The sequence below is a fragment of the Micromonospora sp. 4G55 genome, assembly GCF_016803375.1.
Genome location: NZ_JAEVHN010000006.1, coordinates 1 through 20398 on the forward strand (window position 1 = coordinate 1; position 20398 = coordinate 20398).

Below are 20398 nucleotides of genomic sequence, written 5' to 3' on the forward strand. Positions count from 1 at the left end.
CCCGCCCCGTCAACGCGGCCGGACCCGGCGCCGGTCGCCGGTGACGGCGGGGTGACGCGAGGTCCGGCAAGGTCGCAGGACGACGGCGTCGCGGTCCGGGCGCCGCTGGCCGGGACCTGTCACCCAGCCCAGCCGGGAGTGCCGCCGTTCGGTCCGGGCGACCGGTCGAGAAAGGACGCCCGCCGGCCGTCGTCCCGACCGTGAGCCGGCGGACCGGACGAGGAACCACCTCCGCGGGGCCCAGGAAGGAATCCGTGAATGATCCGCAGAACGCTCACCGCTCGCGACTCCCGCCCGGCAACGGCCGACGTCAGCCGTTTTCGAAGGTGCCACCGCCGCACCGTCGCGCGCGGGCCGTCCAAGGAGCTTCCATGATCAGGACGATGTGCCGAATTCGCGCGCGGCCGGGCTGCGAGGACGCCGTGGCAGCCGCGTGGCGAGCCGTCGCCGGGCAGGTCGGCGAGCTGCCCGGCAACCTCGGGCAGGCCCTGCTCCTGGACACCGACGACCCGCGCTCGCTCGTCGTCGTCACCGAGTGGACCGACGAGTCGGCGCTGCGCGGCTACGAGAGGGGGCCCGTCGCCGCGCGTTTCTCCGCCACCGTCCGCCCGCTGCGGGAGCCGCCCTCGGCCGACAGCTACCGGGTGATGCGCGAGCACGGCGGGCCGGGGCGGAGCATCTTCGTCGACGTCGAGGTCATCGTGCCGGCCGCCCGGCTCGCCGAGTTCACCCGCGGCTACGCCGAGGTGAAGGCACGGATGGCGGGAGTGCCCGGCTACCTGCGCGAGGACCTGCTGCGCGAGCCCGACTCGGACGTCCACCACATCTTCGCCGAATGGCGCAGCGAGGCGGAGTTCTTCCGCTGGATCGGCAACCCCGCACACGCACAGGAGGAGGCCGGGCCGATCGCGCCGTTCCTCCTCGACTTCCGGCGCCGCCTGTTCCACAGCGCGGCCCATCCCGACACCAGGCGAGAACCGAGTACGGGCAAGGAGATCGACGTGCACACGACAACGGACGTACTCATCGTCGGAGCGGGGCCCACCGGGCTGACCGCCGCCGTCGAGCTGGCCCGGCGCGGCATCGAGTGCCGGGTGGTCGAGAAGCGGGCCACCCCGCCGGGGCAGGCCGACAAGGCGATCGGCGTGCACTGCCGCACGATGGAGATCTGGGAGAGCCAGGGCATCGTGCGCGACGCGATGGACGCCGGGATCTGGTTGACCGGCAACACGGTGTTCGTCAACGGGGTGCAGACCCACCAGATGAGCTGGGAGCTGCCCGAGCTGCCCTACGCGCACCTCGGCCTGCCCCAGTACGAGACCGAGCGCATCCTCACCGAACGGCTGGCCACCCTCGGCGTACGCCCGCAGCGCGGTGCCGAGCTGGTCACGTTCACTCAGGACGACGACGGCGTGCTGGCCACGCTCGCGACCGCCGCCGGCGAGGAGACGGTACGCGCGAAGTACCTCGTCGGCTGCGACGGCGCGCACAGCAAGGTCCGCGAGCTGCTCGGGTTGACGTTCTCCGGCGGACTGGGCCGGTTCCCGCAGCTGTTCATGCTCTGCGACGTGGACGTGGACTGGGACATGCCCGACGGGCACCTGCTCCGGTTCATGCACGAGACCGACGGCCAGATGGACGGGATGCTGGTCTGCGTGCCGCTGCGCGGCGAGTCCCGGTACCGGATCGCCACCCTCGCACCGCCCCGGTTCTTCGCCCAGACCGGCGGGCAGGACGCCCCGCCGGGATTCAGCGAGGAACTCGCCGAACCCACCCTCGCCGACCTCCAGGTCGCGCTGGACCGGCTGGCCCCGCCCGGCACCCGCGCGTCGAACCTGCGCTGGTCGTCGGTGTTCCGGATCAGCCACGGCATCGTCGACCGGTACGCCGACGGCCGGGTGTTCGTGGCCGGCGACGCGGCCCACCTGCACCCGCCCGCGGGCGGCCAGGGCATGAACACCGGCATCCAGGACGCCTGGAACCTGGCGTGGAAACTGGCCCTCGCGGTACGCGGGATCGCCGCCCCCGGGCTGCTCGACAGCTACGAGACCGAACGGCGCCCGGAGGGCGAGGAGATCGTCGGGCGCGCGGTGCGGCTGGCCTTCACCGACGAGCTGGACCGCGACGACCTGAAGCGGCAGTTCCTCCAGGAGATGTCCATGTTGCTCAGCTACTCCGACAGTCCGCTGGTCGGCGAGTCGCTGTCCGCTCCCGACGCCCTGCGCGCCGGCCCCGGGCCTGGCGACCGCGCTCCCGACGTCGGCGGCCTGCACCGGCGGGGCGTCGGGCACCCGCTGCGCCTGCACGAGCTGACCCACGGCACCCGGCACACGCTGCTGCTCTACGCCGATCGCTCCGCCGACCTGGCAGCGTCGACCGCCCTGGGGCAGCTCTGCGCCGACGTCCGCCGGCAGACCTCCGGGCAGGTCGACATCTACCTGCTGCTCAGCCCGGACGCCCCGGTGCCGGCGCTGCTGGATCCGCCGGTGGTGCACGACGCCGAAGGCGGGTTCCGCGCCGCGTACGGCGTCGACGGCAGCGGCCTGTACCTGATCCGCCCGGACGGGCACGTCGGGTTCCGCAGCCAGCCGATCGACGCCGACGCGCTCGGCAAGCACCTGCAACTGGTCTTCGGAGGCGCGCGATGACGACGGTACGCACCGTGCTCGCCATGCGTACCAGGGAGGGCTGCGAGGAACGGTTCGAGGCGGAGTGGCGCTCGGCGGCGGAGGAGATCCGCGCGCTGGACGGCTGCCTGAAACAGGACCTGGTCCGCGACGCCGACGACCCGCGCAGCTACCTGATCATCAGCGACTGGGCGGACCGGGAACGGCTGGACGCCTTCGGCCGAAGCGAGCACCGGGAACGGCTGTTGCAGATGATCCGCGAGCTTCGCGAATCCGCGCAGCGGCACACCTACCAGGTTCTGCACAGCGTACGCAGCGAGCCCGAGGAGTCGCGATGACCGAGGATGCCGTACCCGCGTCGGAGCTCTACACCCCCGACTTCGCCGCCAATCCCTATCCCACCTTCGCCCGGCTGCGGGCGGAGAAGCCGGTGTGCCCGATCAGCTCGCCGCGGTTCGACTCCTACCTGATCACCCAGTTCGACGACGCCAAGGCCGCGCTGATCGACCCCCGGCTGTCCAAGGACCTCTACGGCCCGGGCAAGGAATACCTGCGGATCTTCGGGCCGAACTCCGAGGCGTTGAACAAGAACATGCTCAACGCGGACCCGCCCGAGCACACCAGGCTGCGCCGGATCGTGTCGCAGGCGTTCGCGCCCCGCCGGGTCGAGGCCATGCGGCCCCGCGTGGCGGAGATCGTGGACAACCTGCTCGACAAGGTCATCCCGCAGGGCCGGGCCGAGCTGATGCACGACTTCGCGATCCCGCTACCGATGATGGTGATCAGCCAACTGCTCGGCATCCCGGAGACCGACCACGAGCCGGTCCTCGACTGGACCCAGGTGATCAGGACGTCCGGGTCGTCCGGCCGCAGCCCGCAGGAGGACCGGGCGGCCGTGCAGGAGGCCCAGCTCCGGCTGCACCACTATCTCGCCGCCCTGGTCCAGGCCAAACGCGAGCACCCCGGCGACGACATGATCAGCGCCCTGATCGACGCCTGCGACCACGACGGAAAGCTCTCCGAATCCGAACTGGTCACCACCACGTTCCTGCTGCTGTTCGCCGGGCACCAGACCACCGCCGACTTCCTCGGCAACGCCACCGTGGCGTTGCTGACCAACCCCGACCAGCTCGACCTGCTGCGCGCCAAACCGGAACTGCTGCCCTCGGCCATCGAGGAGCTGCTGAGGTTCGACGGCCCGTTGCCGGTGGCCAGTCCCCGGATCGCCACCGAGGACGTCGAGTATCAGGGCGTACGCATCCCGCGCGGGTCGATCGTCGGCGTGGTGATCAACGCGGCGAACCACGACCCGGCCCACTTCGCCGACCCGGACCGGCTGGACCTGCGCCGCGTGCGGGGCCCGCACATCGGCTTCGGCCACGGCGTCCACTACTGCCTCGGGGTCTCGCTGGCCCGGATGGAGGCACAGATCGCCATCGAGGCGCTGCTGACCCGCTTACCGGAGCTAAGGCTCGCGGTGCCGGTCGCCGAGCTGCGCCGACTGCCGGCCGGATCACCGTTCCGTGGCCTGCTGGAACTCCCGGTCGAGTTCACCGCCGGGGGCGCCGCAGCGCCGCCCCCGATCGGCAGCGGCGCCGAGGCGCCGCCCCCGATCGGCAGCCAGAGATCACCGTCCACGCAAGCACCCGTCCACACACCCGAGGAGCGGTAATGGTCTTCCGAAACGTGATCGTCTGCCACATGGTTCCGGGCAGCGACGACATCGTCGGCGATGTCTTCGGCTACTACGACAAGTCGACCCGACCGCAGGACCTCGGCGTGATCGGACGACGGCTGCTCTCCTTCCACGACCTCTACATCCACGTGATCGAACGCAAGGAAGACCCGAGGATCTCGGGCCAGACCCGGGGACTGCCGGCGTTCCAGAAGATCGCCGAAGCCATCGCCCCGTACGTGACGCCGTACCCGAAATACTGGAAGAACCCCTCCGACTCCGTCGCCAAGGAGTTCTACAGCTGGGTCCCCGAGAACCCGGCGCCGGAGTCGGCCGGCCGGAACCTCACCGTCATCCTCGGACGGATCAAGCCCGGCGCGGAGCCCGACGTCGCCCGCATCTTCGGCGAGTCCGACGCCGGGTCGCTGCCGGTCCAGCTGGGCGTCACCGGACGCTGGCTGTACTCGATCGACGACGTCTACGTGCACCTGCTGGAACGCACCGACGCGGCGGCCGCCGACGGCGCGGGGCAGGACCACGAACAGCCGGTGTTCGCCAAGATCATGGCGGAGCTGAGCCCGTACATCAGCCCGTACAACCCCGAGACGTGGCACGGGCCGGAGGACTCGGTGGCCCACGAGTTCTACCGCTGGCGAGCCGAGGACTGACGACCACGACAAAGCGCTGCGGATCAGCAGGTCAGGGATTCGATTCCCTCCGAGCCCGCAACATCAACAGGCGCTCGACCTGCGGGAACGCGGGTCGAGCGCCTGATGGTGTGCGCCTGCTGCGGACTATGGGTGTCGCGGCGTGGTCGACCACGTACCTTACGACGGGACGAACCAGACCGCGGCGTCCGGCGGCAGCAGGAGGATCCGGTCGGCCGCTCGGAGCGGTGCACTCGCCAGCAGCACCCGTCCGACGCCGGTCAGCGGCGCCGCCTGGTCGCCGACGTTGACCGCGCAGCCGAACCCGTCGCCGCGTCGAAGAGCCACCACGTCCGGCCCGGTATCCCACCAGGTCAGCTCGTCGACGGCGGCAACACCGTTGCCCAGCTCTCGGCGTAGCCGGATCGCCGCACGGTAGAGCGCCAGGGTGGAGGCCGGGTCCGCCGTCTGCCGCTGCACGCTCCAGGCGCCCCAGCCGTCGGGCTGCGGCAGCCACGGCGGATCGGCTCCCTCGGGCGAGAAGCCGTACGTTGCGCCGTCCACCGTCCACGGGATCGGCACCCGGGACCCGTCCCGCCCGCGCACGGTCCGCCCGGAACGTTCCCAGAGCGGGTCACGGAGCGCCTCGTCGGGCAGGTCCACCTGAGGCAACCCCAGCTCCTCCCCCTGGTAGACGTAGGCCGCACCGGGCAGCGCCAACATCAGCAGGGCGGCGGCCCGCGCCCGGCGCAGCCCCCGCTCTCCTCCGCCGTAGCGGGTGCCGGTCCGGACCGCGTCGTGGCTGTTCAGCACCCACGCCGGCAGGGCACCCACCCGGCGGTACGCCTCAAGCGTGCGCCCGATGGTGTCCCGCAGCGCCGGGGCGGACCAGTCGCACTCCAGCAGCTCGAAGGTGAACGCCTGGTGCAACTCGTCCGGCCGGACGTAGCGGGCCTGCCGGTCGGCGTCGAAGAGGCACACCTCCCCGATCAGCGCCCGTTCCCTCGGCACCGCGTCGACCATGGTCCGCCACTGCCGGTACAGAGCGTGCAGCGGCGCCTGATCGAAGAAGGGCATCAGGTGGTTGCGGCGGAACTCGGTGTGCTGTCCGGGGCCGGCGTCGACCAGGTCGGGGTGCTTGAACAGGGCGTGCGCCATGTCGATGCGCAACCCGTCCACGCCCCGGTCGAGCCACCACCGGATGATCTCCCCGTACTCCGCCGGCACCTGCGGGTTGTCCCAGTTCAAGTCGGGTTGCTCGGGGCTGAACAGGTGCAGGTACCACTCGTCGGGCCCGCCGTTCGGGCTCGGCACCCGCCGCCAGGCGCTCCCGCCGAACGCCGACCGCCAGTCGTTGGGTGGCCGGTCCGGGTGGTCCTCGTCGAGCGGACGGAAGACGTACCGGCGGCGGGCGGCGCTGCCCGGCGGTGCGGCGAGCGCCGCCCGGAACCAGGGGTGCCGGTCCGAGGTGTGGTTGGGCACCAGGTCGCAGACGACCCGCAGGCCGAGCCGGTGCGCCTCGGCGACGAGCGCGTCGACGTCGGCGAGGGTGCCGAAGAGCGGGTCGACGTCGCGATGATCCACGATGTCGTATCCGCCGTCGACCATCGGTGACGGGTAGAACGGGGTCAGCCAGACGGCGTCCACACCGAGGGAGACCAGGTGGGGCAGGCGGGCGGTCACGCCGGGCAGGTCCCCGATCCCGTCTCCGTCGGAGTCGGCGAAGCTGCGGACGTACACCTGGTAGCAGACGCCGCCGCGCCACCACGGCTGGCCCGGCGCGGACTCGATCAACGGCGGACCAGGGTGAAGCCGCCGGGCAGCACGGTGACCCGCAGCTGGGTGGCGGTGCTGGCGTGCCGGGAGTGGAGCGCGCCCGCCGCGTCGTACACCTCGACGGTGGCCGGTCCGGTGCCGCCGGCGGTGACCTGCGCGGTTTGGCTGGCCCGGGCGGCACTGCGCAGCAGCGTCGTGCTGTGTCCGTCGCCGGCCAGGGTGAGCCGGGAGACCAGCGGTTCCAGCATGACCGCGTCGACGGTGGCCGGGTTGCCGGCCGTCGCCTGAGCGGTCAGTTCGGTGGGCGTGGGCGGCGAGTTCGCGGGGCAGGGTGACCGGGAGCAGCGCACCCGGCGCCGGGGAGCTGCCCTGGGCGCCGACCCGGGCGTGGTCGACCTCGCCGAGCGGTCCGGCGTCGCTGTGCCAGACGGTCCGGGCCGGTACGCCGGGGCGCAGGTCCACCACCGGCAGCACCAGCCGGGGCTGGTCGGCCGGTGGGAGCTGCCAGCGCAGCCCGGCCCCGGCGGGCAGGTCGACGTAGCTTCCGCTGATCAGCGATTCGCCGGTCCACGCCGACGGCGGGGTGACCACGGTCGCGCCGCCCTGATGGGAGCCGTCCTCGGCTTCCAGGGTCACCGTGCCGACCCGTTCGACGATTTCGGTGTGGTGGGCGAGTGCGGCCAGTCCCGGCCGGGCGTCCAGGGCGAGCATGCTGAGCAGGGTGTGGATGGTGGACTCGGCGCCGGAGTTCCGGTTGACCTGCCCGTCGCCGTTGATGCCGTCGATGGCCCGGCCGGTGTGCGGGTCGTAGCCGGGTGTCCCGGCCGGGTTGGCGCCGAAGTACCAGGCGGCGGTGAGGGCGGCGAGCTGCGCGAATCCGGAACGTCCGGTGGCGTCGGCGACGGCGAGCAGGGACTGCACGCGGGAGTCGACGCCGTAGGCGATCTGGGTCCGGTCGGTGCGGGTGGGCAGCCGGCCGTTGTCCGGGCCGCCGGAGGTGAGCAGCCAGGGGGTGAAGACGGCGGAGTCGGTGACGGCGGGGCCGAGCAGGGTCCGGTCGTCGAGTGCCTGCGCGGCCTGGGCGAGCGCGGCCGGCATCTGGGCGCCCCAGCCGTGCCAGACGGAGCGGGACAGCGCCCAGGGTCGTACCGAGCCGAACGGCCATTCCCGCACGCCGCCGTCGGCGAGGGCGGCGATGCCCTCGGTGAGTTGGCGCAGCGCCCGGCGGGCGGTGGTGCCGCCGCCGGCTTCGACGTAGGCGGCGAGTCCGAGGACCGCTTCGGCGGTGGCGTCCGCGCCGTCGACGATCAGCCAGGCCGGGGTACGGTCCCCGTCGATGATCTGCCACTGGCCGTGGCGGACGAGCACCTGACGCTGTACGGCGGCGATCGCCAGGTCGAGGCGGTCGCGCAGGAAGCCGGCGAAGTCCCGGTCGGTGTCGCGGAACGCCGCGTACCCTTCGCCGAGCGCCCAGATGGTCCGGGCCAGCCAGTACGACGCGTCGCTGTCGGACGGGTCGGGCAGTTCCTTCGGCTCGGCGCTCGGGTTGAGCGTGCCGTCCGGCTGCATCCACAGCACCACGTTGCCGGCGTAGGGGCCGTCGGCGGTCTGCAAATAGGTCAGCCCGCGCAGGAGCTGGTAGGCGGCGTTCCGGCTGGTGGCGGCCCCGGTCCGCCGCCAGTGCCGCAGGTAGACCACCGCGGCTCGGGAGATGTCGTCGGCGTTGTAGGCGCCCTGCCCCCAGGTGTCGGTGTCCGGGTCGTACGCGCCACCGCCGACGCGGCGGAACGCGCCGTCCGGCCCGGGTTCGGCGTAGGTCCAGAGCACCCCGACTCCCGGGGTGTCGGCGAGCCGGTAGGTGGTGTGCCCGTGCTGGTCCGGCGGCGTGACGTCCTGCCGGAGGAAGTCCAGGTGGGCGAGGTTGGTCAGCGGCCCCTCAGGCGCGGCCGTACTCCGTCGGGTGTTGGCGGCTTCGGCCGGCGTGGGGGTGAACAGCGGAGCGGTGACGGCGAGGCCGCCCAGCAGCAGCGATCGGCGTTTCACGGGGGTCTCCTCGGTCAGGACGGGCAGACTGTGGGGTGTTTCGGGGACCGTCGTCTGAGGTGGACGGTGCGGTCCTCGCGGGCGGAGCGGGCGGCCGCGGCGGCGACGGTTACCGCGGTGGCGCCCTCGGTGATTCCGGCGACGGGTCGGTCGCCGGTGCGGACGCAGCGCACCAAATCGTGCATGGCGGCGCGGACGCTCTCGGCGTAGACGTGTGGTTTGGCGGCCTCGCCGCCGAGGTCGAGAGTGATCCGGCAACGGTGTGGCAGCCGCCGCTCGTGGCCCCGTTCCCGGGCGTGTTCCGGGCCGGCGTGCCGGTGTACCGCCACCGTGACGGCGGCCGGGTCAGGCAGCCGGTGGCCGTCGACGGCGAGCAGTTCCCCGGACCGGGCCGGCAGGCCCTCGACCAGCGCTGCTCCGGCGTCATCGGTCCAGAGGTCGACGATGGCGTGCACTGGGATCCAACCAGTCACCCGGGCCTCGGCGGTGCCGAAGTCGATCCGCATCAGTTGCCGCTCGCAGCGGTGGGCGTGGCTGAAGCCGTGCGCGAAGGTCGCCAGCGCGCCGTCCGGATAGCGGGTGGTGGCGACCGCCAGGTCGAGGAGGTTGCTTTCGGGGCGGTGGCCGAGTATGCCCTGCACCGATTCGGGGATCGCGCCGACGAGGGCGTCGGCCGCGTCGAAGAAGTGCACGCCGTGCTCGACGAAGATCCCGCCGCTGACCCGCTCGTCCCAGAACCAGTGCCCCGGGCCGAGGTCCTCGTCGCTGGCGTCATTCTCGAAGGCGAGCCGCCGGACCGGACCGAGCAGCGGGTCGGACGGGGAACCGGGCGGCGCGGCGAACCGTGGGTCGCGCAGCCGGGCCAGCGCCCGTATCACGGGGTTGTAGCGCAGTACGTGGTCGACCACCAGGACGCGACCGGTGGCCGCGACCGCGTCCCGGATGGCGATGGCCTCGTCCTCGTTGACGGCCAGGGGTTTCTCGGCGAAGACGTGCCGGCCGGCGCGCAGCGCCGCGAGGGTGGTCTCCGCGTGCCCGGCCGGCGGGGTGGCCACCACCACGACGTCCACGTCGTCGGCTGTGACCAGCGCCCGCCAGTCCGGCACCGGCCGGGCGGCCAGGATCTCGGCCAGCCGCCGGGCCCGGTCGGTGTCCGGGTCCGCGACCACGGTCACTGTCACGTCCGGCAGGTCACGCAGGGCGCCAGTGAGGAAGGTGGCGAAGCCGCCGGCCCCGACGATGCCGAGGCGCAGCGCGGTATGGCCGGTCACCGGATCCGCCCGTCGGTGCAGCCCGCCCGGTCGCGATGGCCGGCCGTGCCGCACGGCTCACCGGACACGGTCGAGCCGGGCGACGCCGATCTTGGCGTCGGCCATTCCGTAGAAGACGTACCGGACGCCGTCCACCTCCTCGATCGCGGTCGGGAAGACCACGTTCGGGACGGTGCCGGAGCGCTCGTCCTCGGTCTCGGGCACCAGGACCGGCTCGGCGGTGCGGGCCAGCACCCGACCCGGGTCGCCGGGTCGAGCAGCATCGCCCCGGCCCCGTACTCGACCTGCTGCGTGCTGGGGTCGAAGGTGTCGGGGATGTGGCCGGTCACCCCGTGGTGGATCAGCAGCCAGCCCTCCGCCACCCGGACCGGCGGCGGGCCGGCACCGATCTTCAGCTCCTCGTAGGGGAACTCGGACAGGGCGACGCAGCGGTGGTCGCGGAGCCGGACCAGGGCGGTGATGTCGGCGTGCACTTCCTCGGCCGGGACGTAGGAGATCCAGATGCCGGGCCGCTCGTCGGTGATCCCGGCCGGCAGGTGCACCCCCTCGCCGGGACGGAACCAGCCCAGGTCCCACATCGGTCGGTGCAGCATTGCGTAGCAGGGGCGACCGTCCGGGCCGGGCACCGGCTCGGGGAAGAAGACGGCGTCCTTGTTCGGAAAGAGGTTCAGGTCCGTGTCCAGGTCCGGTTGGTATGCGAACTGCACCGGACCGAGCCGGCGCCAGGTGCGCAGGTCGGTGGAGACGGCCAGGGCCAGACGTGGGCCCAACGGACCATAGGCGACGTACGTCATCAGGTGGCTGCCGAGGCCCGGCACCCAGGTGGTGCGCGGATCCTCGACTCCGGCGTTGTTCAACCCGCGCTCCCACCCCTCGTCGGGGGCGAGGACCACGCCGCGCCGGGCCACCCCGGCCGGCACCCCGTCGTGGAACTCGACCTCGGCGAGCCCGACCCGGGAGACGTTCCCCTCGGCGACCAGCCGCGGCAGCAGGTGGAGCTTCCCGTCCGGGGTACGGCCGCTGGCCGGGTTCAACACCCCCTCGGCTTCCAGCGGCTCGCCCGGTGCGGGTGCCATGACGACGCCCAGTCGGGTGAGGGTGTACGGGACGGCAGTGGAGACAGTCAACGGTTCAACCCTTTACGCCAGATCCGATGTTGTTCGAGGTGAAGTGCTTCTGGAAGGCGACGAAGAGCGCCACGGCCGGGGCGGCGAGGACGCAGGCGCCGGCGAGGACCGCCCCGTACGGGTTGGCGGCACGCGCGGCGACGGTGCTCAGATAGTTGGCGAGCGAGACCGCCAGCGGCTGCATGTCGGTCTGCTTGGTGATCAGGAACGGCCAGAGGAACTCGTTCCACGGGCCGATGAAGGTCAGCAGCACCACGGTCAGTAGTGCCGGACGGACCAGGGGCAGCGCGACCGACCAGAGGATGCGCAGTTCGCTCGCGCCGTCCACCCGGGCGGCGGCGAACAGGTCGGCCGGCAGTTGCAGGAAGAACTGCCGGAAGATGAAGACCGCCGTGGTGTTGATCGCGAACGGCAGGATCATGCCGAGGTAGGAGTCGGCCAACCCGTAGCCGCGCACGATCAGCACGTACAGCGGGATCAGCAGGAGCTGGAACGGGACCACCTGGACCAGCAGGACCAGGCTGAACAGCGCGCTGCGGCCCCGGAAGCTGAGCTGTGCCAGCGCGTAGCCGGCGAGCAGGCCGAACACGACCGTGCCGAGGATGACCCCGCCGGTGAAGATGCCGGAGTTGACCAGTGACCGCAGCAGGTTGATCTCGGTGTTGATCTCCCGGTAGTTGTCCAGGGTGAGGCCGCTGGTGGGGAATGCCCCGGCCGGGGAGGTGTCCGGTTCGGTTTGCAACGACCCGATGAACATGTAGTAGAAGGGGAAGAGGAAGGCCAGCGCGAAGGCGATCAGGGCCGCGGCCCGCAGCACCCGCCCGAGGGTGCCGGGGCGGCGGGCTATGGGCGCGGGCGTGACGGTGGGCGCGGTTCCGGCTGCGCCGAGGGTCCGGGTCGACATGTCAGGGCCTTTCCAGCAGTCGACGGTTGATCATCGATACGCTGACGACGCCGATGACGAGCAGCACTCCGATCGCCGCCGCCACGTCCGGGTTGCCCTGCTCGATGCCGCGCTGGTACATCAGCAGTACCGGGGAGGTGGAGGCGCCGTTCGGGCCGCCGCCCCCGGTCAGCAGGTAGGGCTCGGTGAAGAGGTTCGCGCCGGTGATGGTCGCTACGATCACCACCAGGGTGGTGGCCGGGCGGACCGCCGGTACGGTCACCGAGCGGAACCGCTGCCAGGCGCTCGCCCCGTCGACCGCTGCCGACTCGTACAGCTCCTTCGGGACGTTCTGCAACGCGGCGAGGTAGAGCAGGATGAAGAAGCCGAGTTGCTTCCAGGCCACGAAGACCGCGATGAGTGGCATCGCGAGCGTCTCGTTGACCAGCCAGGACGGGTTCGGGGCGAGCGGGCCGAGGGCCGTGTTGACCAGGCCGTCCGAGCTGAACAGGAAGAGCCACACCCCGACCACGGCAACGCTGGCCGTCACATAGGGCACGTAGTAGGCGACCCGCAGGAAGGTGCGCCCCCGGATGGCCTGGTTGAGCGCCACGGCGAGGGTGAGCGCCAGCACCGCGGTGAGCGGGACGTTGATCAGCAGGAAGACCAGGATGTTGCCGAACGCCTGCCGGACCCCCGGGTCGCCGATCACGGTGCGGTAGTTCTCCAGCCCGACGAAGGGACGCTCGACCTGGGCTCCCGGCGCGGCGAAGAAGTAGTCGTGGAAGGTCATCCAGACGGCGAACCCGAACGGATACGCGAAGACCAGCACGATGAACGCCGCGTACGGCGCGATCAGGGCCAGCCCGACCGGGTGACGGCCGATCAGAGCCGTCACCGGTCGGCGGCCGGGGCGCGGGTGCGCGCCCCGGGTGAGGTGGGCGGTCATCGCTGGCCGGCTAGCCCGTCGACCTTCTTCGCGGCGTCGCCGAACGCGTCGGCCACCGGCCGCTTACCGAAGATCACCGACTCCGAGTACGCGTCCCGGAACGTCTGCCAGATGGTGACGGAGTTCGGCACGTTCGAGACCTCGACGGTGCGCCCGGCCTGGTCGGCGAAGTCACGGTAGCCGGGCTTCTCGGTGAAGAAGTCCGGGTAGGTGGCGGTCAGGTTGGCGCGCAGCGGCATCTGGCCGGTCGCCTTCAGCAGCGCGCCGTCCTGCTCCTGGCTGGTGGCGAACTTCAGCACCTCCCACGCGGTGCCCCGGTTCTGGCAGGAGGAGTACATCGCGACGTTCTTGGCGTCGCTGAAGGTCTTGATCTCGGCGGCGGGCTTGCCGGCGGAGGTGGGGACCGGCTTCAGCCCCCACTTGATCTTGTCGCCGTATACCGGGATCGCCCACGGGCCGACGATGGCCATGGCGGACTTGCCCTCGCCGAAGGCGTCACCGTTGTACTGCTCCTTCGGGACCAGCCCCTCGGCGTAGAGCGTCTTCCAGAAGTCGGCGACCCGCTGCCCTTCGGCCGAGCTGAACTGCGCCTTGCCGTCCTCGACGAGCTGCTTCCCGCCGGTCTCGGCGATGAACAGCGGGTAGAAGTCGAACCAGGACTGGAAGAACTGGCTGGCCGGCGAGGGATGGATGGCCGCCTGCGCCGCACCGGAGGACTTGATCTTGCGGCTCGTGTCGAGGAACTCCGCGTACGTGCCGAGCGGCGGATTCTCCGGGTCGACGCCGGCCTTCTGCATGATCGCCTTGTTGTAGACGATCATGACGGGGTTGGCCTTCCAGGGCATCTGGTAGTACTTGCCGTCCGGCGACCGGTACTGCTCGGCGGCCGAACCGGTCCGCTGTTCGATGTAGCCCTTGGCGCCCTCGAAGTCATCCAGTGCGACCAGCCCGCCCTGCTTCTGGAACTGCGGCACGGCGGCCGGCGCGGTGTTGAAGATCAGGCAGGGCGCGTTCCCGGCGGTGATCGCGGCGCCGATGACCTCCTCAGAGGACTTGCCGGCCGGGATCTCCTGCGCGGTGATCTTCTGGTCGGCGTGCTGGCCGTTCCACGCCTCGACCATCGCCTTGCCCCAGGCCAACTCCTCCTTGTTGTTCGACAGCCAGATCGTGATCGGCCCCTTGGCCGAGGAATCGGCCTTGGTGCCGGAGCCGCCGTCACCGCAGGCCGCGGTGAGGCCGAGGGAGAGGACGAGGAAGGCAGCGGGGACGGTACGTCTCATATCGGTCTCCGATCTCGACTGCCGTGACGTTGCACCGACCAGGCCGAGGCGATGCCCGGGCGGTGGGTCACGGCGATTGGTGTGGTGTGGGTGGTGGTGCAGCGGTGGAGGCGCGGACGACGAGCTGCGCGGGGGGCATCTCGACGTCCGGGCCGCCGTTGCCGTCGACGAGGTCGAGCAAGGTACGGGCGGCGACGCCGCCCCAGCCGGACGGATCGGTCCGGACGCTGGTCAGCGCCGGGCTGATGTGGGCGGCCAGTTCGGTGTCGTCGAAGCCGGTGACCGACAGTTGGCCGGGGACGTCGAGGCCACGTTCCCGGGCCACGGCCATGCCGGCCATCGCCATCACGTCGTTGGCGTAGATGATCGCGCTCGGCGGGTCGGCCAGGTCGAGCAGGTGGTGGGTGGCTCGGGCCCCACCGGCCGCCGAGAAGTCGGACGGCACGCAGGACCGGGGGACAGTCCGGCGTCCCGTAGCGCGTTCTCCCAGGCGTCCCGCCGCGCCGAGCCGTGCAGGAAGTGGTCCGGGCCGGCGACGTGCGCGACGTGCCGGTGCCCCAGCTCCACCAGATGCCGTACCGCGGCGGCGATCCCCGGCCGGTCGTCGACGAGCACCGCCGGGAACGGGCTGGCCACGTCGGGACGGCCGAGGGTGACGGCGGGCAGCCCCAACTCCTCTAGCAGGGCGATCCGCGGATCGGCGACCCGCAGGTCCAGCAGGAACACCCCGTCCACCCGACCGTCGGCGGCCAGCCGCCGGTAGCCGTCCTCCTCCGCCCGCTGACTGGTGACCACCTGGAGAACCAGCGCCTGGCTCTGCTCGGCGAGGACGCGTTCCACACCGGCGATGAAGGCGGGGAAGAACGGGTCGGCGCCGAGCAGTTCCGGCGGGCGGGCGAGCACCAGGCCGACGGCGAACGCCCGGGAGGTGGACAGGGCTCGGGCCCGATGGCTCGGGGTCCAGCCCAGCTCCTTCGCCACCGCCAGGATCCGCCGGCGGGTCTCCTCGGCCACCCCGGGCCGGCCGTTGAGGGCGAAGGAGACCGCTCCCTTGGAGACTCCCGCGGCACGGGCGACGTCGATGATCGTCGGTCGACGTTGGCTCACCGACTCGACCTCCTTTCCGCACCTGCAGGTCCTGGAGCGAGCGCCGGTCACTAAACCGGTTTGGGAGATGCTAGACCGGTTTAGCAAACGGATCAATGGCTGGCTCCGGTGCACGTTCCGGCGGGCGCAGCCCTTTCAGGTACGCCTCAGCGTCCGCTCCGGAGTCGGGCAGTTCGTCGACGAGCCGCTTGACCTACGTACGGGCCATGATCTGGTACGCGTTGACACCGAGCACCTCGGTCTCGTCGAAGGTCATCAGGGATCCGCCCTTTATGGAGTAGCGGTAGGTGTCGGGGTGGCGGCGCCGATGACGCCGCCGAAGAAGACCATGACGGTGAGCGCGACCGCCGGGGCGACGAAGACGTAGCCGAGCACCAGCCCGGCGACGGCCATGCCGCGTCCGGACTTCCGGCCGTCGCGGGTCTCGTGCAGCCCGATGTGGCCGAGGACGACGGCGAGCAGGCAGGGAAGGCCGAACACACACCATCCGCCGAGCACGCCGACGATGCCGAGCACCATCGCGGCGGTGGCGGTGCCGGACGTGGGCGGCGCCGCGATCAGCAGGGGCGCCGGATACGGCACGGCCGGCGGATACTGCACGGCGGGCGGGTAGGGCCTGGCCGGCGGGTACGGGCCGGCCTGCGGGTACGGGCCGGCGGGGACGGCCGAGACCGGTGGCAGGGGCCGGGTCGGCTCGTGGCCGGGCTGAGGGTAGGTCATCGTCGCGGTTCCTGTCCTTGGTCGAGTCGGTGGAGCAGGGCGCCGACCTCGGTGTGCAGGCGGCGCAGCTCCGCCGCCGTCGGGGCCAGCTCGTAGCAGTGGTGGTGGGTGGCGGCGGACAGGGTCGCCCAGGCGTACCCGATCCGGCGGGCGACCTCGGCTCCCGGCCCGAGCCGACTGCGCAGCATCAGCTGCTTGGCCCGGCCCTGCCGGCACTTCGCCACGGCCGGCCGAACCCGCCGCCAGTAGTCGTCGATGCCGCCTTCGAGGGCGAGGCGGATCAGGCAGGCGCAGGCCCGCGGCCACCAGCCGGCGGTCACCGCCGTGGCGCCGAGCGGGCCGGCGCCGCGTAGCAGCTGGTCGGCCGCCGCCAGGCAGCGGCGGGGCGTCGGCGCGGTCACGCCAGCACCTTCGCCAGGGCGCGGGCGTCCGCGACCAGGCCGGGCAGGTCCGCCAGGTACGCCCCGTGCACGCCCTCCCGGCAGGCCCGGTACGCGCTCACCGCCCAGCCGCCGTGGCGGCCCAGCCAACCGAGCACGTCGCCACCGCGCTCCGCGTCGTCGAAGACGGCGAGGGCCACGATCGTGGTCAGCCGGCGGGAGGCGTCGACGATGGCCGCCTCGATGTCGTCATGGGGCACGCCACGGGTCACCTGGGCCCGCCACACCCGCTGGTGGCAGGCCGCCTCGACCGCCGACCGGCACAGCTCCGCCACCACCGGCGCGCGTACGTCGGCGGGCAGCTCGTCGTTGCGGGCCAGGGCGTACGCGTCGTCGAGGTAGCGGGTGACCGGGTCGGAGCCGGGCCGTACGGTCACCACGGACCGCTCGGCGCGCTGCACCTCCACGATCCGCGCCCGTCCCAGATCGAGCCGGCGCACCGCGTCGGGCAGCCGGGTGTCGTGGGTGAAGACCACGACCTGCCGGTCCTCGGCCAGCTCGGCGAGCACCCGGGCCAGCCCGTCCACCTTCGACGGGTCCATGCTCTGCACCGGGTCGTCGACGACGATGAACCGGAACGGGCTCTCCGGGGCGCAGCTGCGCGGCAGGAACGTGGCCAGCCCGAGGGCCTGCATCTCGCCCTGGCTCATCACGCCCAGCGCGGTGCCGTTGTCCGCGCCGTCCACCCTCACCGGAAAGACCACCCGCCGCCGGGTGTTCGTCCCGGCCAGGGTCATCGCGCCCAGCTCGACGTTGCTCTCCTGCCGCAGCTGCTCCCAGATCCCCTGCGAGTGCGCGGCGAACGGCGCGACCCGCTCGTCCCGGACCGCCGCGCCGGTGTCCGTCAACCAGGCGCGCGCGGCCTTCACCCGGGCCAGCGTCCGCCTCCCGCGCCCGCCAGCCCGCCCGGCGGCGGCGACCCACTCGCGCCAACTCGGCCGCCGCCGACCGCCACCCGGTGTCGCGCTGCCGCAGGAAACCTTCCGCGTACGCGCGGGCCGCGTCCGCCGCCGCCACCACCGCCGGGTACCGCGCGGCCAGGTGGTCGGCCAACTCGGCCGGTTCCCCGGGTACGCCCCGCAGCGCGGCCACGGCCTCCCGCAGCGCCCCGAGCAGCGCCGCAACTCCGTCGCCCTCACTCGGTGCCGTCATGCCGGTGTCTTCGCTCAGGGCCGCCATGCCGGCGCTTTCCCTCAGGGCTCCCGCGCCAGCGTTTCCGCTTCGGGCTCCCGCACCGGCGTTTCCGCTCTGGGCTGCTTCGCCGGCGTTTCCGCGCGGTGCCGCCGTGCCGGCTTCTCCACTCACGGCCGCCATGCCGGCGCTTCCGTTCAGAGCTCCGGCGCCAGCGTTCCTGTCCGACGCCGCCGTGGCGGCACCCCCGGGAAGGACCTTCCCGCCGGCCCCTTGGTGCGGCACTTCGGTGCCGACGCTCCTGAGCGGCGACCCGGTCGGCGTCCGCGATCCGGGGCCGTCGGGCACGGTCAGGTCGTCGATCAGGTGGTGCGCCTGGCGCAGCAGAGCGGTGAGTCGGGTCGCCGCCGTCTGGGCGGCGACGCTGCGCTGCCGCAACTCGGTCAGGCTCTCGGCGGCGGCGGCCCGCCACCCACCGTCGAGGGTGCCAGTGGCGCAGACGGGACAGGGCCCGTCGCCCCGGTCCTCGTGATGTTCGATGGCGAGGCGGAGCAGTTCCGCGCTGCGCAGCGCCGCCCGGGACCGGCCCCCGTCGTACCGCAGGGTCTCGGTCGCCGCGTCCCGCAGCTGCCCGGCCAGCCGCGTCACCTCGTCCACCGGCGGCGGGTCGAGGGCGGCGAGCTCCCGGCACAGCAGCACCGCCTCGTCGGCGGTCGCCTCGTCCGGCTCGTCAAGGATCGCAGTCAACGCCGGCAGGTCGACCGCGCCCCGGCCGCGCAGCAGCCCGGCGGCCCGCCGCGCCCGGTCGTCCTCGACCTCGGCGAGCAGACCGGCCAGGGCGGCGCGCTGTGCGCGTACCTCCTTGACGGCGGTGTCGTGCGGCCGGGCGGCGCGCATCAGCCGCTGGTCGGCGTCGGTCAGCGCGTCCAGGCCGAGGATGGCGAAGAGCGCGTCGAAGAGTTGGCTCTGCGTGCCGGCGGCGAGCCGACCGAGCTCGGCGGCCGTGAGGAACGGCCGGTACAGCTCCAGCGGGCGGGCCAGGCCCAGCTCGCCGAGGCCGCCGTGCCGGCCCCGCTCGCTGGTCACGCTCACCTCGGCGTCGGCCAGCTCACCACCGGCCGGCCAGGCCCGCGCCACCCGGGTCGGCGTGGCCACGCCGTCGACCCGCAGCTCCACACCGATCCGGCACGGGTCCGGGGCGTGCAGGTTGCGCCACCCGGTACGCCACACGCTGGTCTTGTCGGCCCAGCGGGCGCTGTCGCCGGTGAGGGTGAGCTCGACGGCCTCGGCGAAGCTCGACTTGCCGGAGCCGTTGCGGCCGACGACGAGGGTGATGCCCGGCCCGGGTGTGATGTCGAGGGTGCGCTCCGGGCCGATGCCGCGGAACCCGGCGACGGTCACCGACTTCAGCCAGATCCGCTCAGACGGCTCGTCGTTCGCCGCGGACCGCGGGTCGAGCCGGCTGGGGTGGCCGGCGAGGGCGGCGGTCAGGTCGTCCTCGCCGGCGAGCGAGGCGAGGACCAGTTCGGCGGTGTCGGCCTTCACGTCGCTGTCGGCGGCGAGTCGGTCGAAGATCAGCTCGATCAAGGGCTGTGCGGGCTCGGTCATGGTCGTCTCCAGGAGCAGGGTGTCCGCGGGCCGGGCGGCCGCCCGGGATGAGCGGTGGACGTGGCTGCGGCTCGGTTCAGTGGGTGGGGCCGGCCCAGGCGGCGGGCGGGGGAGTCAACTCCTGACGGGGGACGGTCATGGTCATCTCCAGGCGGGTGAGGTCCGCACGGCCGACGGGTCATCGGTCCGCTCGGGGTTGCACGGTGAGGTGCTGCCGGGACGCTGTGGAGCTGATGACGTGGACGGATCGGCTGTCCCGCCGAGCAGGTCAGCCGACGGCGGTGGTGTGCCAGTCGCGCAGGAACGCGTCGACCAGGGCGTGCGCCCGGGGACGCAGGTCGAAGGACTCCTCCCGCCGGCGGCGGGCCATGTGCGACAGACCGTCGGCGGCCTCGTTGAGGGCGTGGCCGCTGTGCCCCTTGACGTGCGCGAACGTCAGGTCGGGACGGCGGGCCACCTGCGCGGCGAGCCGGACCAGGGTCGGCTGGTCCGACCAGCGGCGCTCCCGCAGGCTGTAGCCGGCCGGCATCGCGTCGGTCTCGCCGGCCTGCCACCGGTGCAGGTACCGCAGGGCGGCGAGGCTGTCCAGCAGCACCGTCATGCCCACCGGCGCCTCGTCGTACCCGGTCAGCAGGTAGTCGACCGCGCGCAGCTCGTTGATCAGCACCCGGGAGGCGCCGGTCGGGTCGAGCCGGCCGGTGCCCCGACCGAGCAGGCCGTAGTGGCCGTCGCTGACGACGTACCCGATGCCGCCGACGCGGCCCTTCCAGCTGGCGTCGGTCGCGGCGACCAGCGGCGCGGACGCCGTCGCCCAGCGGACCACCCGGCCGCGACCGCGCTGCTGGTCGTCGCCGGACCGGCGGTGGATGCCGTGGTCGGCGGCGAGCCGCTCGGCGGTGTCGAGCAGTTCGCCGGCGGAGGTCAGCTCGTCGTAGTGGGCGGCGGTGAGGGCCAGGCGGACGGCGTCGCCGATGCGCTGGCAGTCGTCGCAGCGGGTGGCGCGGGCGTAGCCGCGCAGGACGATGGCGCGGTCGTGCAGGGGAGGGGGGAGCAGGGCCAGGGTGCGGAGGAACTCATCGGGACGCACGACGCCTCCTGACGTCTCATGGGGACT

Annotated in this window: 16 protein-coding genes and 2 pseudogenes; 4 read left to right on the forward strand and 14 right to left on the reverse strand. The window is 72.6% G+C overall.

Going from position 1 to position 20398, the window contains the following annotated elements; genetic code table 11:
• The first annotated feature begins 383 nt into the window (after positions 1–383).
• The 4 genes from JNW89_RS01235 to JNW89_RS01250 are packed head-to-tail and all read left to right on the forward strand — an operon-like array spanning position 384 to position 4970.
• Positions 384–2648: an FAD-dependent oxidoreductase gene (locus JNW89_RS01235; RefSeq protein ID WP_255540252.1), complete on the forward strand. Its 2265-nt coding sequence runs from the start codon at positions 384–386 to the stop codon at positions 2646–2648.
• Positions 2645–2965 carry a putative quinol monooxygenase gene (locus JNW89_RS01240; RefSeq protein WP_238447280.1) on the forward strand — a complete coding sequence of 107 codons (321 nt, stop codon included), beginning with the start codon at positions 2645–2647 and terminating at the stop codon, positions 2963–2965. The genes JNW89_RS01235 and JNW89_RS01240 overlap by 4 nt, the downstream gene beginning before the upstream one ends.
• Positions 2962–4299, forward strand: a complete 1338-nt coding sequence (locus tag JNW89_RS01245; protein WP_238447281.1) for a cytochrome P450 — start codon at positions 2962–2964, stop codon at positions 4297–4299. The genes JNW89_RS01240 and JNW89_RS01245 overlap by 4 nt, the downstream gene beginning before the upstream one ends.
• Positions 4299–4970, forward strand: coding sequence for a TcmI family type II polyketide cyclase (locus JNW89_RS01250; RefSeq protein ID WP_238447282.1), 672 nt, complete (start codon positions 4299–4301; stop codon positions 4968–4970). The genes JNW89_RS01245 and JNW89_RS01250 overlap by 1 nt, the downstream gene beginning before the upstream one ends.
• Before the next feature lie 159 nt (positions 4971–5129).
• Here the strand turns inward: JNW89_RS01250 and JNW89_RS38450 are convergent, their stop codons facing one another.
• From JNW89_RS38450 to JNW89_RS36395, 14 genes and pseudogenes are all read right to left on the reverse strand, one after another.
• Positions 5130–6743, reverse strand: coding sequence for a glycoside hydrolase family 13 protein (locus tag JNW89_RS38450; protein WP_375155027.1), 1614 nt, complete (start codon positions 6741–6743; stop codon positions 5130–5132).
• 2039 nt (positions 6744–8782) lie between these two features.
• Positions 8783–10039 (reverse strand): Gfo/Idh/MocA family protein, encoded by a 1257-nt coding sequence (locus tag JNW89_RS01260; protein WP_238447284.1) that lies wholly within the window; start codon positions 10037–10039, stop codon positions 8783–8785.
• 57 nt (positions 10040–10096) lie between these two features.
• The gene (locus JNW89_RS38455; RefSeq protein WP_375155028.1) at positions 10097–10273 is read right to left on the reverse strand and encodes a hypothetical protein; all 177 of its coding nucleotides are present in this window, start codon (positions 10271–10273) and stop codon (positions 10097–10099) included.
• A gap of 23 nt (positions 10274–10296) precedes the next feature.
• A pseudogene (locus JNW89_RS01265) lies at positions 10297–11115 on the reverse strand (hypothetical protein); the annotation flags it as partial.
• A gap of 55 nt (positions 11116–11170) precedes the next feature.
• Entirely contained in the window at positions 11171–12070 is a 900-nt protein-coding gene (locus JNW89_RS01270; RefSeq protein WP_238447286.1) for a carbohydrate ABC transporter permease, read from the reverse strand.
• Position 12071: 1 nt separating this feature from the next.
• Positions 12072–12998, reverse strand: a complete 927-nt coding sequence (locus JNW89_RS01275; RefSeq protein WP_238447287.1) for a carbohydrate ABC transporter permease — start codon at positions 12996–12998, stop codon at positions 12072–12074.
• Positions 12995–14278: an extracellular solute-binding protein gene (locus tag JNW89_RS01280; protein WP_238447288.1), complete on the reverse strand. Its 1284-nt coding sequence runs from the start codon at positions 14276–14278 to the stop codon at positions 12995–12997. Before JNW89_RS01280 ends, JNW89_RS01275 begins: the two co-directional genes overlap by 4 nt.
• A gap of 67 nt (positions 14279–14345) precedes the next feature.
• Positions 14346–14723, reverse strand: a complete 378-nt coding sequence (locus JNW89_RS01285; protein WP_238447289.1) for a substrate-binding domain-containing protein — start codon at positions 14721–14723, stop codon at positions 14346–14348.
• A complete protein-coding gene (locus JNW89_RS01290; RefSeq protein ID WP_238447290.1) occupies positions 14624–15385 on the reverse strand; it encodes a LacI family DNA-binding transcriptional regulator in 762 nt (253 codons plus the stop codon). Before JNW89_RS01290 ends, JNW89_RS01285 begins: the two co-directional genes overlap by 100 nt.
• Positions 15386–15655: 270 nt before the next feature.
• Positions 15656–16105, reverse strand: coding sequence for a DUF4190 domain-containing protein (locus JNW89_RS01295; RefSeq protein ID WP_238447291.1), 450 nt, complete (start codon positions 16103–16105; stop codon positions 15656–15658).
• Entirely contained in the window at positions 16102–16506 is a 405-nt protein-coding gene (locus JNW89_RS01300; RefSeq protein ID WP_238447292.1) for a hypothetical protein, read from the reverse strand. The genes JNW89_RS01295 and JNW89_RS01300 overlap by 4 nt, the downstream gene beginning before the upstream one ends.
• A complete protein-coding gene (locus JNW89_RS01305; protein WP_238447293.1) occupies positions 16503–17414 on the reverse strand; it encodes an AAA family ATPase in 912 nt (303 codons plus the stop codon). Before JNW89_RS01305 ends, JNW89_RS01300 begins: the two co-directional genes overlap by 4 nt.
• A 1558-nt stretch (positions 17415–18972) precedes the next feature.
• Positions 18973–19284 (reverse strand): annotated as a pseudogene (locus JNW89_RS38460) (hypothetical protein); the annotation flags it as partial.
• Positions 19285–19552: 268 nt separating this feature from the next.
• Entirely contained in the window at positions 19553–20371 is an 819-nt protein-coding gene (locus JNW89_RS36395; RefSeq protein ID WP_238447295.1) for a ribonuclease HI, read from the reverse strand.
• Between the last annotated feature and the right edge of the window lie 27 nt (positions 20372–20398).